The sequence below is a fragment of the Cyclobacteriaceae bacterium genome (assembly GCA_013141055.1).
In the GTDB taxonomy this organism is placed as follows: Bacteria; Bacteroidota; Bacteroidia; order Cytophagales; family Cyclobacteriaceae; genus ELB16-189.
In genome coordinates this window covers 2,216,502-2,232,962 of the sequence record JABFRS010000001.1, presented here as the reverse complement: position 1 = coordinate 2,232,962, position 16,461 = coordinate 2,216,502, and the positions used below count along the sequence as shown (strand labels likewise).

16 protein-coding genes are annotated in these 16,461 nt (G+C 41.3%); 3 read left to right on the top strand and 13 right to left on the bottom strand.

What is annotated here, in order from left to right:
• Positions 1-11 precede the first annotated feature (11 nt).
• Positions 12-332 (top strand): Rieske 2Fe-2S domain-containing protein, encoded by a 321-nt coding sequence (locus HOP08_10005; protein ID NOT75251.1) that lies wholly within the window; start codon positions 12-14, stop codon positions 330-332.
• A 62-nt stretch (positions 333-394) separates the two neighbouring features.
• Entirely contained in the window at positions 395-1,411 is a 1,017-nt protein-coding gene (locus HOP08_10000; protein ID NOT75250.1) for a hypothetical protein, read from the top strand.
• Here HOP08_10000 and HOP08_09995 read toward each other — a convergent pair.
• The 13 genes from HOP08_09995 to HOP08_09935 all read right to left on the bottom strand — a co-directional run bounded on the left by HOP08_09995 (position 1,404) and on the right by HOP08_09935 (position 15,840).
• On the bottom strand, positions 1,404-1,718 hold the full coding sequence (locus tag HOP08_09995) for a hypothetical protein (protein ID NOT75249.1): 315 nt from the start codon (positions 1,716-1,718) through the stop codon (positions 1,404-1,406). The two genes, HOP08_10000 and HOP08_09995, sit on opposite strands and share 8 nt — an antisense overlap.
• Positions 1,719-1,875: 157 nt before the next feature.
• Positions 1,876-2,994: an ABC transporter permease gene (locus tag HOP08_09990; GenBank protein NOT75248.1), complete on the bottom strand. Its 1,119-nt coding sequence runs from the start codon at positions 2,992-2,994 to the stop codon at positions 1,876-1,878.
• Positions 2,991-4,097: an ABC transporter permease gene (locus HOP08_09985; GenBank protein ID NOT75247.1), complete on the bottom strand. Its 1,107-nt coding sequence runs from the start codon at positions 4,095-4,097 to the stop codon at positions 2,991-2,993. Before HOP08_09985 ends, HOP08_09990 begins: the two co-directional genes overlap by 4 nt.
• A 1-nt stretch (position 4,098) precedes the next feature.
• Complete coding sequence (locus tag HOP08_09980) at positions 4,099-4,842, bottom strand: ABC transporter ATP-binding protein (protein NOT75246.1); 744 nt, start codon at positions 4,840-4,842, stop codon at positions 4,099-4,101.
• Positions 4,839-5,762, bottom strand: coding sequence for an ABC transporter ATP-binding protein (locus HOP08_09975; GenBank protein ID NOT75245.1), 924 nt, complete (start codon positions 5,760-5,762; stop codon positions 4,839-4,841). The genes HOP08_09980 and HOP08_09975 overlap by 4 nt, the downstream gene beginning before the upstream one ends.
• Positions 5,763-5,782: 20 nt before the next feature.
• Positions 5,783-6,709 (bottom strand): HlyD family efflux transporter periplasmic adaptor subunit, encoded by a 927-nt coding sequence (locus tag HOP08_09970; protein NOT75244.1) that lies wholly within the window; start codon positions 6,707-6,709, stop codon positions 5,783-5,785.
• Positions 6,710-6,718: 9 nt separating this feature from the next.
• Positions 6,719-7,990: a TolC family protein gene (locus HOP08_09965; GenBank protein NOT75243.1), complete on the bottom strand. Its 1,272-nt coding sequence runs from the start codon at positions 7,988-7,990 to the stop codon at positions 6,719-6,721.
• A 212-nt stretch (positions 7,991-8,202) separates the two neighbouring features.
• A complete protein-coding gene (locus HOP08_09960; GenBank protein NOT75242.1) occupies positions 8,203-10,005 on the bottom strand; it encodes an acyl-CoA dehydrogenase in 1,803 nt (600 codons plus the stop codon).
• A 41-nt stretch (positions 10,006-10,046) separates the two neighbouring features.
• The gene (locus HOP08_09955; protein NOT75241.1) at positions 10,047-11,222 is read right to left on the bottom strand and encodes an acetyl-CoA C-acyltransferase; all 1,176 of its coding nucleotides are present in this window, start codon (positions 11,220-11,222) and stop codon (positions 10,047-10,049) included.
• A 59-nt stretch (positions 11,223-11,281) separates the two neighbouring features.
• Positions 11,282-13,681, bottom strand: coding sequence for a 3-hydroxyacyl-CoA dehydrogenase/enoyl-CoA hydratase family protein (locus tag HOP08_09950; GenBank protein ID NOT75240.1), 2,400 nt, complete (start codon positions 13,679-13,681; stop codon positions 11,282-11,284).
• Between the two features lie 15 nt (positions 13,682-13,696).
• Complete coding sequence (locus HOP08_09945) at positions 13,697-14,158, bottom strand: MarR family transcriptional regulator (GenBank protein NOT75239.1); 462 nt, start codon at positions 14,156-14,158, stop codon at positions 13,697-13,699.
• 150 nt (positions 14,159-14,308) lie between these two features.
• Complete coding sequence (locus tag HOP08_09940; protein NOT75238.1) at positions 14,309-14,998, bottom strand: DUF1211 domain-containing protein; 690 nt, start codon at positions 14,996-14,998, stop codon at positions 14,309-14,311.
• Between the two features lie 35 nt (positions 14,999-15,033).
• Positions 15,034-15,840 (bottom strand): hypothetical protein, encoded by an 807-nt coding sequence (locus HOP08_09935; protein NOT75237.1) that lies wholly within the window; start codon positions 15,838-15,840, stop codon positions 15,034-15,036.
• 123 nt (positions 15,841-15,963) lie between these two features.
• Between HOP08_09935 and HOP08_09930 the strand changes: the two genes are divergently transcribed.
• Positions 15,964-16,296, top strand: a complete 333-nt coding sequence (locus HOP08_09930; protein ID NOT75236.1) for a PadR family transcriptional regulator — start codon at positions 15,964-15,966, stop codon at positions 16,294-16,296.
• Positions 16,297-16,461 lie beyond the last annotated feature (165 nt).

Here is a 16,461-nt window from a genome sequence, read left to right as displayed (position 1 = left end):
AAAATTTTTCTGTGGATTGGATCAAAATCTTTTCTTCTGTTGGTGAAATGCAACAAGCAGTGGTTCCCAAACAGCCACGCCTTCTGATTGTGCGAAACAAACGCATCTGTCTGGTGAGGGATGATGAGCAGCTTCGCGCTGTTGAAGATCGTTGTTCACATAATAGCGAGTCGCTTAGCAAGGGAATTGTTAACTATTTGGGAGAGATTATCTGTCCATTGCACGGATACCGTTTCAGCATGAAAACCGGTCGTGAGGGAGAACAGCGGTCGAGAGATCTGATCACGTATCCTTTAAAAGAGGAGGATGGAGCAATTTTTATTGGTATCTGAACAAATTGAACTTCATTTGAAATAGCACCCTGATTTCTGCGTTGGATAGTTAATTTTATAAGGTGAACAGACAGAACTTTTCAAAGATCATGCACGCAAGCCAGCTTTCTTATCGAATGCTGATGCTTTTCATCTTCAGTTTTCCTATTGCATGCTTTTCGCAATCTGTTTCTGATCTCAAATATTCGGAGACGGTACCCGAAAAACTTCTGTCGGCAAAATCCGTCATTCTGCACGATCATACATTCACTCAAAGGGAACTGGAAGAAACACAGAAAGCCTTTCAGCAGATTGGTGTTGATGCGGTCGCGTACTTTGAAACAGATCTTGTCCTCTCAGGAAAGGATGTAACAAAAGCTTTTACAGATTATTTTGTTGAACGTCAGATCACATACATCCTCTTTTATGAAAAACTCAGCAATGGCTATCAGATAACAGGAACGATATTTAACCAAAAGCCTTCACTCTTTGATGCCACACTTCCTGCGTGGAGACTAAAGAAAGAAAAGCTTAATGATTTGATGCGTACTGTTTTTCAGGATTCCTGGCGAAGTCAAAAGAAGCAGAACTATCTCGTGAATGAATATCCTGAAACTGATATCACGGTTGATCCGATTAAAGGAAACAGACAGGAGTTCTATGCGATTGACTTAAAGGTCGATAACCTCGCCGTTCCAAAATTTGGAAATGAAGCTATGGATAAAGAACTGGAGCAATTTTTTGCAACCAATTATCCGTTGAAATATAAAATTACCGAAGCGGGTGTTGAGGAGCAGGAACTCCGGAGGCAGGGTTTTGCATATGTACTTTGTTTTGTTCACACGCGTGGAAAGGCTGCACGGGAAATTCTTGGGTATGATATGACAAAGCCTGAAACCGCGTATGCATCAATTGCATTCCCTGAAGGTCAGCTACAACTTAAAACAATCTCAGGAGAAACAGTGATCTATAAATTCTACTTCCGACACATCGATAACAAAAACGTTTTCCTCGGAACGAAATGGGACAGCGATATCACCTGGCAGGACGCACTACGAAATCACGTGCTCGGTTTTAAACTTGAAGCAAAGATCAACTAGCCCTCTTCCTTTTAACGATGACGGCAGCAATGATGATAAAAATGATCATCCACAATCCACTGCTATGAAAATGAGGAAACCCATGCCATCCCCAATCTCCCCATCCAAATAGTATTTTAAACGGGATTGCAATTACTCCTGCCACGATTCCGAAAAGTCCCGCAAACAATCCAATAGCCGCTCCCATCAAACCGATTACTATTCCGAAAAGTCCTGCCAGTAATCCAAACCACAATGGAAAAGTGATGATCAGTATTACCGCCACTAATATTGGTGAAGTACTATTGGCTTGAGTCCGATTTGACATAGCTGTGTTGTTATGTCATCTCTACAATCAATAATCATTCATGTTTTTTCATTTCCCATAAATGAAGCCAATTTGCGTGTTTCTGGTTCCGGCCATGACGGTCAAAGTCAGATTTTGTTGGAAAGTGAACAGTAAAAATGTACAAAAGCGTACAGTTCTAACTTCGCTTTTTGTAATTCCAAACAGCAAAACTATTGAGTACAATCGCCATAAGAAAAACTACTGTGAGATGAGTTTTGATATCATTTAAGCTGCTGCCTTTCAATACCACCATTCTCATTACTTCAATAAAATACGCTACCGGATTAAACTTTGTGAACGTCTGTGCCCACTCAGGCATACTATCAATGGATGTGTAAAGACCACCCAGCAAAATAAAGATCATCATGATAAAGAATGAGAGGAGCATTGCCTGCTGTTGAGTATTGGCAAATGTTGACACCAGCAAGCCCATACCCAGCACCGCCAAAAGATAGATCGCTGCAAAAATGAAGATGGTTGATAAACTTCCCACCGGCACAATTCCATAGATCAACCATGAAATGATCGTACCGACCGTTAAGATCATCAGTCCCAATACCCAAAAGGGAATAAGCTTACCAAGAATAAACTGATACTTTTTGATCGGCGTCACATTTATCTGTTCGATTGTTCCGACTTCTTTCTCTTTAACGATATTCAAGGCAGATAAGAAAGCGCCCACCATTGTAACCAAGATCACAAGAATTCCAGGAACCATGAAGATCTGGTAGTTCATGGTTGGATTAAACCAGTTGAGTGACGTTACCTGAATCGTTGGCTGAGGATTTAACTTTGGTAATTGAAGCCATTCTAATCTCACTTCTCTGTTAAAATCACTAATGATACTTCTCAGATATGATCCTCCAAGATTTGCTTTCGCTCCATTGATTGCGTTCAAAGACATGAATAGGGTTGACTTATCTTCTTTCACAATCTGCTTTTCAAACGAAGATGGAATTTGCAGCACAAGATCTGCTTCATCATTCTCAACATACTTCAATGCTTTGTCATATGAGTCTGTATAGTCGACCAACTGAAAATAGTCTGTAGACGTAATTTTATTTACAAGCTTCTGTGAGTATGAAGAATGATCAAAGTCGACGATACAAAGTTTAACATTTTTAACTTCGTAGTCGGCAGCCAATGGCATCACGATCAATTGAACGATCGGCATGAGGAAAATAATGCGCAGGATCGATGGATCACGAAATATTTGCCTAAACTCTTTTTCCAGTAAAATTCGAAGCGTTCTCATTCCAAACGTATTTTAAATTTCTTAATACTTACAACCATGAAGAAAACAGTCATTCCAATTAGTATTAACGTTTCCTTCCATATGAATTCAAACCCAAGTCCTTTTATCATTACTGTCTTAACGATGATGTAAAACCATTTGGCTGGAACAATATTGGAAATCACTTGCAGGGCCACTGGCATATTCTCAATTGGAAACATGAATCCACTTAACATCACCGTTGGAAGAAATAAGCCCATAAGCGAAAGAAGCATGGCGATTTGCTGCGAATCCGTAACCGATGAAATCAAAAGTCCAAGAGCGAGAACTGTGATGGTGAATAATAAACATTCTGCCACCAGCAAAACGAGATTTCCCTGAATTGGCACATCAAGGACAAAAACACTTAATAGTAGTACACTCGCGATATTGACGCTTGATAGTAAAAAATAGGGAACCATTTTAGCAATCACCACGCGGATCGGCACAATCGGAGATACCAGGATGATCTCCATCGTTCCAATCTCTTTCTCTTTTACAATAGAGATGGAAGTCATCATCGCACATACAAGCATGAGCACCATCGCCATAACTCCAGGTACGAAATTGTAGGATCCTTTCAATTGCGGATTGTAAAGCATTCTCAATTCTGTGTTAATGGAGTAAGGAAGATCGATCTGTCCTTTCATGCTTTTTTGATAGTCGATAATGATGGCTGTTGCGTAATTCGTCAATGTGCTGGCAACATTAGGATCAGTAGCATCTGCTATTAATTGTATCGCAGCCTGATTCTCATGCATCAGTGAATATTGAAAGCGCGAAGAGAATACTACTGCCATCTTAATCTTTCCCTGTCGAAAGGCTGCCTCCAGTTCATCGTTGCTGTTAACATTTTGAACGTTATCAAAGTAGCGGCTTGCTTCAAGCTGTTGAATGATCTCCGCTGTTACCGGATCCTTTGAGTTGTCGAGGATCGCGATGCGTGTATTCTTGACTTCATTCGTCAGGGCAAAACCGAAGATCAGAATGAGCATCAAAGGCATTCCGAAAAGGATCAGCATGGTGCGGGGATCCCTCAACAAGTGATAAAATTCTTTTTGTACAAAAAAGTAGAACTGTTTCATGTTATTCTCCTCGTTTTGCTTTTCTCGCCAGGTGAACAAAAACTTCCTCCATACTTGGAGCATTGAATTGACGCTTCAATTCCATTGGTGTATCAAGAGCATCTATTCTTCCATCAACCATGATAGAAACTCTGTCGCAATACTCAGCTTCATCCATATAGTGTGTCGTAACAAAAACTGTGGTTCCATTGCCTGCTGCTTCATAGATCATCGTCCAGAATTCGCGTCGCGTTACGGGATCGACACCGCCTGTTGGTTCATCCAGGAAAACAATCTTTGGCTGATGAAGCATAGACACAGAAAATGAAAGTTTCTGTTTCCATCCTAGTGGCAATGATTTAACAAGCTTGTCAACTTGTTCCTGCAGGTGAAGCTGGTCTACCATTAAATCTGTTTTCAGCTTTATATCCTTATCACTCAATCCATAAATGCCTCCATAGAAGCGGATGTTCTCACGAATCGTAAGGTCTTCATACAATGAAAATTTCTGACTCATGTACCCGATGCTTTTTTTTATTTTTTCTGCATCCTTGAAAAGATCATAACCTGCTACCGATGCCTGTCCGCTTGTTGGAAAAGATAATCCACAAAGCATTCGCATCGCAGTAGTTTTGCCCGCCCCATTTGCACCCAGAAATCCGAAGATCTCACCTTGCTTGACATCAAAGGTGATTCCATTCACCGCAGTGAAGGCACCAAACCGTTTGGTCAGCTGTTGAACTGATATTGCGTTTTCGTTTTTCATTTGCGCATGAGTTCCATAAAACAATCTTCTATCGTGGCCTGAATTCTTTGAACTTCAATATTCTTATCAGACAATCCTGAGATTGCCTGCTTTGCCTCCTCCACATTGTTTATATCTCCTTTGAACACCACATGATGATATTGTCCAAAAGGATAGCATGTATCTACACTTTCAAGAGCACGCAGATTGAGCATCAACTGATACATGTTTTCTGATCGTACTGCCCACAGTGGCTTTTTGAAATTTTCAGTGATTGCCTTTGGAGAGTTGATCTCCATTATTCTTCCACCTTGCATCAGCGCTACACGATCACAAAGACTTGCTTCATCCATGTATGGTGTTGAAACAACAATCGTAATTCCATGCTCCTGCAACTGACGGAGAAGTTCCCAAAATTCCTTTCGCGAAACCGCATCCACACCTGTCGTAGGTTCATCCAGAAATAAAACCGTCGGTCTGTGTATCAATGCACAACTCAACGCGAGTTTTTGTTTCATCCCACCGGACAAGGCTCCTGCCTTTCTTTTTTTGAATGGCTCGATCTGCTGATAAATGCTTTTAACCAGATCATAATTCTCTTCAAGCGTTGTATTGAACAGCGTTGCAAAAAAATTAAGGTTTTCTTCAACGGTAAGATCCTGGTAAAGTGAAAAGCGACCGGGCATATACCCAACCCTGTTTCTTATTTCTCTGTATTGCTGCTTTACTTCAAATCCATCCACCCAGGCGTTCCCTTCATTCGCCAGCATGAGTGTTGTTAGAATTCTGAAAAGTGTCGTCTTTCCGGCTCCATCAGGACCAATCAATCCAAACACTTCTCCCTTCGTAACTTCAAATGATATGTCATTCAAAGCCTTTACTTCAGTCTTTCCGACCTTGAAGCTTTTATGAATACCCTCGACCTTAACAGAAGTTTCCATGATTCAGAATGTTTGTCCCCTTACTTAAAGTTTACGTCTGCGTACATTCCTATTTTCAGAAATCCATCATTGCTAACCTTGATCTTGACTGCATAAACAAGATTTGCCCGTTCTTCCTTGGTTTGAATTGTCTTGGGTGTAAACTCTGCCTTGTCGGATACCCATTCCACAACACCTTCATAATTTTTAGAGCCTCCATCAACATCATCCACAGATACTTTTATCTTTTGCCCAATCTTAATAGACGTGAGTTGGTCTCCCGAGATATAAACTCTCAATAAGATCTTAGACAAATCAGCAATTTTGTAAATGGCTTTGCCCGCTGTAACCACTTCATCCTTCTCAGCATACTTGGTAAGAACGGTTCCTTCAAGGGGATTAATGATTACTGATTTTTTTATTTGGTCTTCCAGCTGCTCAATCTGAGCAATCAAAGGAAGCGTCTCACTCTGAAATGAATTCGTACTGATGCCGAGTGACACCTGCAGTGAGCGATATTGCTTCTGCAGCAAATCAATCTGTGCATTTAAATCATCAAGTTGTTTTTTTGTCGCTGCGTCATCCTTTAACAGATTCTCGACTCTGGCTTTTTCATAAGTAGCCGTTTCGATCTGTTTTTGAATCGTTGAAAGCTGACTGGAAGCATCCGGTCTCTTTGCTAGAACAGCTTTAACAGAATAACTCAATTGCTTCTTCTTCAGATAAAGCTGAATGGTGTCGATGTAACCAATCTGTTGACCGGATTTCAAAACCTGGCCTTCATCCATATTCAGTTGAAGAATTTTTCCAGTTGCTTCTGCTGAGATGATCGTCTCTTCTGCTTCAAAGTTTCCGGATGCATCATAGTCACCGGATTTATTTCCACAGGAACTCAATCCAATCAAAAGCGCGATGGCAGCGAGTTTTAGATTCATATTTGTTGAAGAGTTTATGATAAAATTTTTCATAACGAATTGTTAGTTTCCTGTTGTAGTTTGATAATTATACTGGGCAAGCATCAATTGCACCTGGTGAAGGAGCAGGTTCTGTTTGGAAGCATCCTCTGCATTCAACTCTCTTAAGTAGTCACTGGTAGAGATTACTCCGTTCTCGTGCTGTGATTTTGATGTGTTTTTTATCTTCACGCGCAACTCAATAATCTGATTGTCTACCGTGATCAAGTCCTGAAGCTTGTATACTTCCTGGCTTTGTTGTTTTAACGTAAGATCTGTGTTGAAGAGAAAAATGTCTTTCTGCGTATTAACAACCTGTGCGTTTACATCTAAAAGTTGTTTGTCTCTTTTTGAGTTATAAAATCCGGACAGCGCCCAGCTCATTCTCACTCCACCGAGATAATATGTGTCGAACGAATTATTCAACTGATTTAATGCCGGCTTACCATATCCACCTTGAACAAAAAATCCCAACTTTGGCATGTTACGTGTCGTATTCGACTTGTATTGTGCGCCAATCAAATCACTTTGGAATTGATATAGTGTCAACTCTGGTCGCTTGATTGATGCTGTCTTCTCAAATAAAATAATCGCCGGTTTCTCAAGGATGGTATTATCTCCCAACGTCTGATTGATAAAATATCCGAGCATATCAAGATATCCTTTACGCGCAGACTTCATTTCAATGATGCGTTGATCTGATTTTAAAAGCTCTGCCTGTAAAATGTCTGCATTCGTTTTAAAAGCTGTTCCATTACGAATGGCCGATTCAGTTTTCGCTAACGATGTTTTCAAATCGTCTTTTAATAAGTCAACCTGAACAAGTTGTGCATCCATCAGCAATACACCGAAGAAAAGCTGATTGATCCTTTCTTTGATCTTATACAATTCAACTTCTACTTTTTGTTGCTCCACAAGAGTACCGGCTGTTTGAACAGATGCCTGATTTTTAATGGCTCCTCCATCATAAATGGTCTGATTCAATTCTCCGTAGACTTTATACTGATCCTTGGATAAGGGTTCAACACCACCCAATCCAGGAATTCCGGAAACGGGTAATCGTGTGACATCTGACTGATAGGTTGCCTGTCCGTAGATCGTGACCTGAGGCAGATAGCCTGATTGAGCATTCGCGATGGTAAACTCCATGCTCTTGACCAGCAATTCCTTTTGCTTGATCAATGGATAATTTTTCCGTGCCAGCTCATAGCATTGATCAATTGTGAGAGGCTGTGCCTGAAGGACAGAGCTGCTCAGCAAGAGACTTAGAAAAAAGATGAGTCCTGATTTTCTCATAATCTGTATTTACACTACTAATTTGGGGTTCTTTACGAGAAGGATGCCCTCTTGTTGGCCGAATAAAGCCGAGGTGTATGGAATCCTGCTTAAGGTGTTGGTAAGAAGAAAAGAAGCGAAGGCCACTCCAGACAGAGTTCTTTTCACTTTGGATTCTCTAAAACAAAAAAGGGCCAGATTTCTCTGACCCTTTTCAATAATTATATGAAATTCTAAAAAGGATATTCTCCCTTTTCAACAGCGTAGACTGCAACCCTTCTTCTTGCTTCTTTAAGATTGTAAGGATCGATCTTTGTAAATCTCTTCAATCCCAGGAGCATCAATCTCAATTCATCACCTTCTGCAAATGCGTAGATAGCCTGTTTACCCGCGCTTGCTGCTTTCTCAATCGCACCATGCAGATAAATAATTGCCATTTCCTTTTCCATTGCACAAGCCTTTTCTCCACGAACTCCAATCTGCTTTTCTACGCGAAGCAAAACTGATTCTGCAACGTAACCTTCGATAAGCATGTCGGCAAGATTCATCAATACCTCCTGCTCTTCAGAAAGTTTCATCATAAACTTCTGTACCGCTGCACCCGAAACCATTAGGCCGGCTTTCTTTAGATTATTAAGAGCCTTCTTTTCTTTTGCGAAAAGTGCAGTGTCATCACTTGCTCCAAAATCCGGAATACCCATCAATTCTTTTTGAACTGCCATTGCAGGATTCATAAGATCCAACGTTCCTTTCATTGCACGTTTCATCAACATATCAATTGTAAGAAGTCGATTGATTTCATTTGTTCCTTCGAAGATCCTGTTGATACGCGCATCTCTGTAGGCACGATCCATCGGACTTTCTGCTGAGAATCCCATTCCTCCAAAGATCTGAACACCTTCATCAACTGCTAAGTCAAGCACTTCTGATCCATGCACCTTTAATATCGCGCACTCAATAGCAAATTCTTCCAATGCTTTAAGTCTCGCTTTCGCGGAATCCATACCTTCCGCAACAAAGGCATTGTAAGCATCATCAATATTCTGAGATGCACGATAGTGTGCAGACTCCGAAGCATAAATGGCAGTTGTAACTTCTGCGATCTTATGTTTGATCGCACCGAAGTTAGAAATCGGTGTTCCAAACTGTTTGCGTTCTTTTGCATACTTAATCGCTGCAGAAATTGTCATCTTGCTTCCACCTACTGCTGCAACGCCTAGCTTGATACGACCAATATTCAAAATGTTAACAGCGATCTTAAAACCGTTTTCACGGTCGCTCAACATATTTTCAACAGGAACTTTACAATCGTTGAAGAATATCTGACGTGTGGATGATCCCTTGATCCCCATCTTTTTCTCTTCTTCATTCATTGTGATGCCGCCGAATGTTTTCTCAACGATGAAGGCGGTAAGATTCTTGTCGTTTTCAATCTTTGCAAAAACAATAAAGATGTCAGCGAAACCGCCATTGGTGATCCACATCTTTTGTCCATTGATCAGATAGTTTTTTCCATCAGAGGATAGCGTTGCTTTTGTCTTTCCGCTATTGGCATCTGAACCTGAATCAGGCTCGGTCAAGCAATAAGAAGCTTTCCATTTGCCAGAAGCAAGATTTGGGATGTACTTTTTCTTCTGAGCTTCATTTCCATAATAAAGGATCGGTAATGTTCCGATTCCTGTATGAGCTGAGATTGCTACAGCAAAAGAATATCCAGCACCAAGTGTTTCGGCAACAAGCATCGTTGTGTTGAAATCCATTCCGAAACCACCTAACTCCTGAGGAACCGATGTTCCCAGCAGACCCAGCTCACCCGCTTTATCAAGTAATGCCGGCATTAGCTTAGGATCCTTTTGCGAATCAATCTCATCCAGACGTGGATATACTTCCTGCTTCAAAAAATCTTTACACGTTTGTGCAATCATTTTTTGCTCTTCATTGAAATCTTCCGGTGTGAAAATTTCATGCGCCTTCGTTTCACGAATCAGGAACTCTCCTCCTTTGATCGCTTTGTTAATTTGTGTTGTCGTTGCCATATGTTTTTAATATTTCTTTGATCGTTTTTGGTTGTTATCCATTAGCTAAGGAATTCATAAATACCCGCTACTCCCTGGCCACCACCAACGCACGCTGTGACCATTCCGTATTTCTTTTTCTGTCTTCTCATCTCATTAAATAACTGAACGGATAAACGTGCTCCGGAAGATCCCAGTGGATGGCCCACCGCGATTGCGCCACCGTTCACATTCACTTTGCTACGATCAATACCCAGTGTTTTCACAACTGCCAGTGATTGTGCCGCGAAAGCTTCGTTCAACTCAATCAAATCAATATCATTCAATTGCTTGCCCGCAATTTTCAATGCCTTTGGAATTGCTGCTACGGGTCCAATGCCCATCACACGGGGATCAACACCTGCTGTTGCATAACTTACCATTCGGGCGATTGGCTTGAGATTAAGTTGCTTCACCATTCGTTCGCTCATCACAACAACAAATGCTGCCCCATCAGATGTCTGAGAAGAATTTCCTGCGGTCACTGTTCCGCCTGCTGCGAATACAGGCTTCAGTTTTGAAAGTCCTTCAACCGTTGTGTCCGCACGAATACCTTCATCTTTCTCAACGATATACTCGCGGGTCTTTTTCTTCATGTTCTCATCAACATAAACTTCTTTCACGGAGATCGGTACAATCTCATCCTTGAATTTTCCTTCTTTCCATGCCGCTGCCGCTTTCATGTGTGATTCGTATGAGAACTGATCCTGTTCTTCCCTTGTCACTTTATACTCTCTTGATATCTCTTCAGCCGTTAGACCCATGCTTGTATAGTAAGTCGGATGTTCTTTGGCTATCGTATAATTCAAAGCTGTTTTGAATCCCATTACTGGTACCAATGACATGGATTCCGTTCCTCCCGCGATGATGATATCCGCCTGACCGGCATGAATACGTGCGCTGGCGATTGCAATGGCTTCAACACCCGAACCACAATAACGATTGATTACAAGTCCCGGAACTTCAATTCCAAGTGCCATCAGAGAGATCATTCTTCCCATTTGCATCCCCTGCTCTGCTTCCGGAACAGCATTGCCAACGATAAGATCGTCAACCATTTTATTTTCAAGGCCTGGAATTGATTTAACCAGGTATTTGATCACATCTGTTGCAAGATCATCCGGTCTTACAAAACGAAATCCTCCCTTCTTTGCCTTCCCCACCGCCGTGCGATAACCTCCTACTATATATGCATCCATAATCTTTGTGTTTAATCTTATCTATAATTAACCGACTCCAATTTTCTTAAAATTTCAAATCAATTTCTTAAAGGCTTACCACCGGTGAGAATTGCCTGTATTCTCTCAAGTGTTTTCTTCTCACCTGTTAATGATAAGAATGCTTCACGTTCAAGATCCAATAAGTATTGCTCACTCACTTCTTGTGGTGATGTCAGGTCGCCTCCGCACATGATATTTGCGATCCACTTGGCAACTTTTACATCGTGTTCAGAAACATATTTTCCCATCAACATACCCTGAAGTCCTGCGAGGAACAATGCCTGGCCGGTACGACCCTGAACTTTAATATTCTTTGCCTGCAATGGCATTGTGTATCCTGCGTCTGCTAATTCAATCACAGCTTCTTTTGCATCTGTGATCTGACGATCCTTATTCATTGACACACGATCAAGCTTCTTTAAAATTCCAATCTCGCGCGCTTCTTCTGCGGAAGTTGCAACACGTGCTGTTGCAATATTCATAAACGCATTCTGTAATGCATTCAATTCAACATCTCCTTCTTCCAGCGAGTCACTTACTCTCTTCGTAAATTCTTTTGTGCCACCACCACCTGGGATCAGTCCAACCCCCACCTCAACCAAACCAATATATGTTTCTGCTGCAGCTTGTGCGATGTCTGCATGCATTGTCATTTCACAGCCACCACCCAATGTTCTTCCTTGAGGACAAACCACCACCGGTACTGATGAATAACGAATGCGCATCACAGAATTCTGGAATGCTTTGATCATGAAATCAATCTCATCATACTCTTGTTCAATTGCATACATGAACACGAGTCCAAGGTTTGCGCCTAAAGAAAAGTCTGCGCCCTGATGACCCACGACTAAGCCTCGGTAATCTTTTTCAGCAAGATCAATGGCTTTGTTTAAACCTTCGACCACTTCACTTCCAAGTGTGAAACTCTTTGTATGCCATGAAAAATCAAGAACTCCGTCTCCCAAATCTGTAATTTTTGATCCCGGGTTTTTCCATACAACATTCTCACTCTTGTTCTCAAGGATGATAAAACTTTCTTTTCCTGGAATCGACTTATATGATTTCGATGGTATATCGTAGTACTTACGTTGACCTCCCTCTACTTTATAAAAAGATTTGTTGCCCGCTGCCAGCATATCATAAACCCATTGAGCGGGTTTATAGTTTGAAGCTTCCATTAGTGGAATACTCTTCTCAACACCGACTGCATCCCAGGTTTCGAATGGACCAAGTTCCCATCCAAAGCCACCGCAGACTGCATCATCAATGCGGAAAAGCTCGTCACTGATTTCAGGGATTCTGTTTGTTACATATTGGAATAACCCAAAGAAAGCATCACGATAAAAATCTCCTGCCTTGTCTTTACCGGCCAGAAGTACTTTAAAACGATCCTTTAGATTATCAATTCCTTTGGTGGTTTCAAGTGTCGCAAACTTTACTTTCTCTTTTGCTTTATACTCAAGGGTCTTAAGATCAAGAGTAAGAATTTCTGTCTGGCCTTTTGCTCCCTTTGTTTTTTTATAGAATCCCTGGCCCGTTTTATCACCAAGCCATTTGTTTTGCTCAAGCTTTGTCACTACTTCTGGCAACTTGAACATCTCACGACCTTCATCCTTGACTAATCCCGCATAAAGATTGTTTGAAACCTTTACGAGCGTGTCAAGCCCAACAACATCCGATGTTCTGAACGTTGCAGACTTTGGTCGTCCGATAACAGGTCCGGTTAGTTTATCAATCTCATCAACGTTGAGATCAAACTTCTTCATGGAATCAATAACCTTCAGCAAACCATAGATCCCAACACGATTACCAATGAACGCAGGAGTATCCTTACAAAGCACGGTCGTCTTTCCCAGGAACTTGTCTCCATAATACATTAAGAATTTTGTGATCTCAGGATCGGTCTTTCCTGTTGGAATAATTTCCAGCAACTTCAGATAGCGTGGAGGATTGAAGAAGTGAGTTCCACAGAAATTCTTTTGAAAATCTTCGCTGCGACCTTCTGCCATTAAGTGAATAGGAATACCCGATGTATTTGAAGTGATGAGTGTACCGGGAGTTCTGTGCTTTTCAACTTCCGCGTAGACGATCTTTTTTACATCAAGATTTTCCACCACTACCTCAATCGTCCAATCGCAGTTCTTGATCTTGGCCATGTCATCTGTAAAATTTCCAAGCGTCACGCGCGATGCAAACTTCTTGCTGTATAGAGGAGCTGGATTGGATTTAAGAGTGCTATCAAAAGAACTCTGAACAATTCTGTTTTTTACAGAAGGATGATCCAAAGTAAGCCCCTTCTTTTTTTCTTCTTCATTGAGTTCTTTCGGCGCAATGTCAAGTAATAAGACATTACATCCAATGTTGGCAAAATGGCACGCAATGCGCGAACCCATGATACCGGAACCTAAAACTGCAACTTTGCGAATGGTACGATTCATAATTCTTATTATTAATTACTGGTTGTTCGTTTGAGCAACACCTTGATAAATCTGATTTCGTTCGATTGTCTTATTGATGGATTGAACTACTTCAAAAAAAACAGAAAGCTTCTGTCCTGATATCTCTTCGCGAATTGCCTCGTTGAATCTTAAAACTGTTTCACGAGCCTTTTCCTTGTTCTTTTTTCCTGCCTTCGTCATAAAGATCCTGACAGATCTCTTGTCGTTTTTGTCTGCCTCGCGATAAATAAGTCCTTTTTCTTCCATTGACTTCAAAAGTCGAGTAAGGCTTCGGGTCTCAAGACCCATCATCGGACCAATTTTCGTAGCAGGGGTTCCTTCTTCAGAGTGAATGTTTAATAAAGCGAAGCCAACCGACATCGTTCCACCATACTTCAATGCTTGCTGATTGTACATGCGGGCGATTGCATGCCAGGCGGCTTTGATATTAAAATCTATGGTTTCCTCTCTTTTCAAACGGTAGCGAATATATAAATAATTTGTTATGCATGCAGAGCATTTTTTCCAAATTATTTTTCCAGCATTCCTTTATTAAGAGAATGTTCTGTATTCAATTTTATCAGCGGAAACCTATTTCCTGCGGGTTTTTAGGAACAGGTTAGAAAATCAATCCCTGGGTGACTGGACAATTGTGGCCAATTCAGCCTCCTTTGCCAGCTCTAATTCACGGGCTCTGGCTTCATCCAATTTCTTTGACTTTTTCTTGAATCGTCGGTCCCCAATCATCAAAACAAGGAAAATGAGGAAGAATGTCCAGCGTGCAAGACTGGGATTGATGAACACCATTCCTATAGAGAGAAGCCAAATGATGGGAGCTATGCTGGCGCGGAACTTAAACCATTTGCCCATTATTGGTGATATCAACTCATGGTCTTTGTCTTTCTTAATAATATTCCGGACGATCAGATAATTGAACAGGCCAATGAGGATCATGTTCACACAGTAGAAGATGAATGGGCCATTGTAATTAAAGTTCTTTGAATAAAATCCTGTAGAGAATGGGAGCATCACGACAAAGAGAAGGAGCCAGATCGTGAGCCACAACAAAGAATTGTCATAAGTCTTGATAAACTGGGCATGAGTCAGGTGAGCTCTCCAGTATAAAGCAGTAACAAAAAAACTGATCAGAAGTCCAATGAAGCTTGGAATAAGGCGATTCAGTATTCCTATGGTTCCCACCGTCTGCAGATCCTCAGTGGGAGGGACTTTCACCTCGAGTACCAGTAATGTTATGGCAATCGCGAAGATCGCATCACTGAAATTGTTTACGCGGTCATTAGGAAAGCGATTGATCATGAATCTAAGATATAATCCTAAAAGATAATTTCCACTTAACTTTTCTTAACTCTCGTCAACGCTGCGGCTTGTCCGATCCAATTGTCACGACCAATCCTGTCAGGGAAAAATTTAATCTTCTCTGTTATTCTTTCAATCATTTCTGGGGTTAGCTCGCTAAGCTGCTGAAAAGTATAAATTCCGAGTTCATTCAGTTTTTTCTGGATAGCGGGGCCAATTCCGCTGATCAGTGTCAGATCACTTTTAGCCTGCTTTGTTGAAGGCGTAAACCTTGAGTGAAAAGGATTTTTTATCTCTCCCTTCTTTTCCGATGGACTTTCCAGCAATGAGCTTTGCAATTTCTCTGCACGCATCTTCTGCTCAGCCAGTTCATTCTTCAAATGAGAAGTAATTTCTCTTATGGAGTCTGTTTCCTGCTTAAGGTTTTCATATCGTCGCTGATATCGCTCCAATTCTTCACGAAGTGTATTCACCTGCGTTTGGGCTTCTACTAACAATGGCTCGGTTGCTTTTTTGCCTTGCGCTAACATCGCTGCCTCCTGTTGCCATTCCGCCAGGTGCTTTCGCGCCGACTGATTCTCTCTTTCCATTAACTGCAGTTTCTCCGTGAGCTTGCTTTTATCTTTCAGCAATTTGCCAACCTGCATTCTGATAGATAAAAAAATATTCTCGCTGACGAGCCATGAGCCCGCAAATCCGATAAGAAAAGCAAACATCAGCATCATGAGAATTTCCAGGATTGCTACCCTTTCACAAAATCCCCGAACGGTGCACAGATACCACTGTGTGAAAAAAATAATGAGGATTAAAAAAACTGTGATCAGCGCGTAAACAGCTTTCATGGGTAAGAATTACTGGAGTGAAGGTACGTTTTTCCTCAAAGAGCCTGAAAAAATCATTCCACTGGTGCAACCCGTTGACTGATCCCTACGTCTTATATGCATAATTCTCTTATGTATCAGACGATCCATTCCCCTGAACTGCTGAAAGGCACACTGCAAACCATTGTTCTGAAGGTTCTTAAAGACCACGGCAAAATGTACGGTTATGAAATAACGCAACGTGTAAAAGAACTCTCCGAAAGTAAACTGCACCTCACAGAAGGTGCTTTGTATCCAACCCTTCACAAACTTGAATCGGAAGGTCTTCTTAAAACAGAAGTTGTCATGATGGGGAAACGCGTTAGAAAATATTATACGCTTACTCCTTCGGGTCGCACCATTGCGAAAGATCGTGTTGCTGATTTTGTATCATTCATTAAAACCATGTCGGAAGTACTTCAGGTACAACTAGGGTGAAGCTGACGGAAGACCATATTGATTATATCATTAAAGATCTGAATTATCGCGGCATCATCGCTGACGGTATTCAGGAAGAACTTATTGATCATGTCTGCTCGTCTGTGGAAGTCGAAATGGAGCATGGAAAAAAATTTATTGACGCTTATCAGGTTGTGCTGAAAA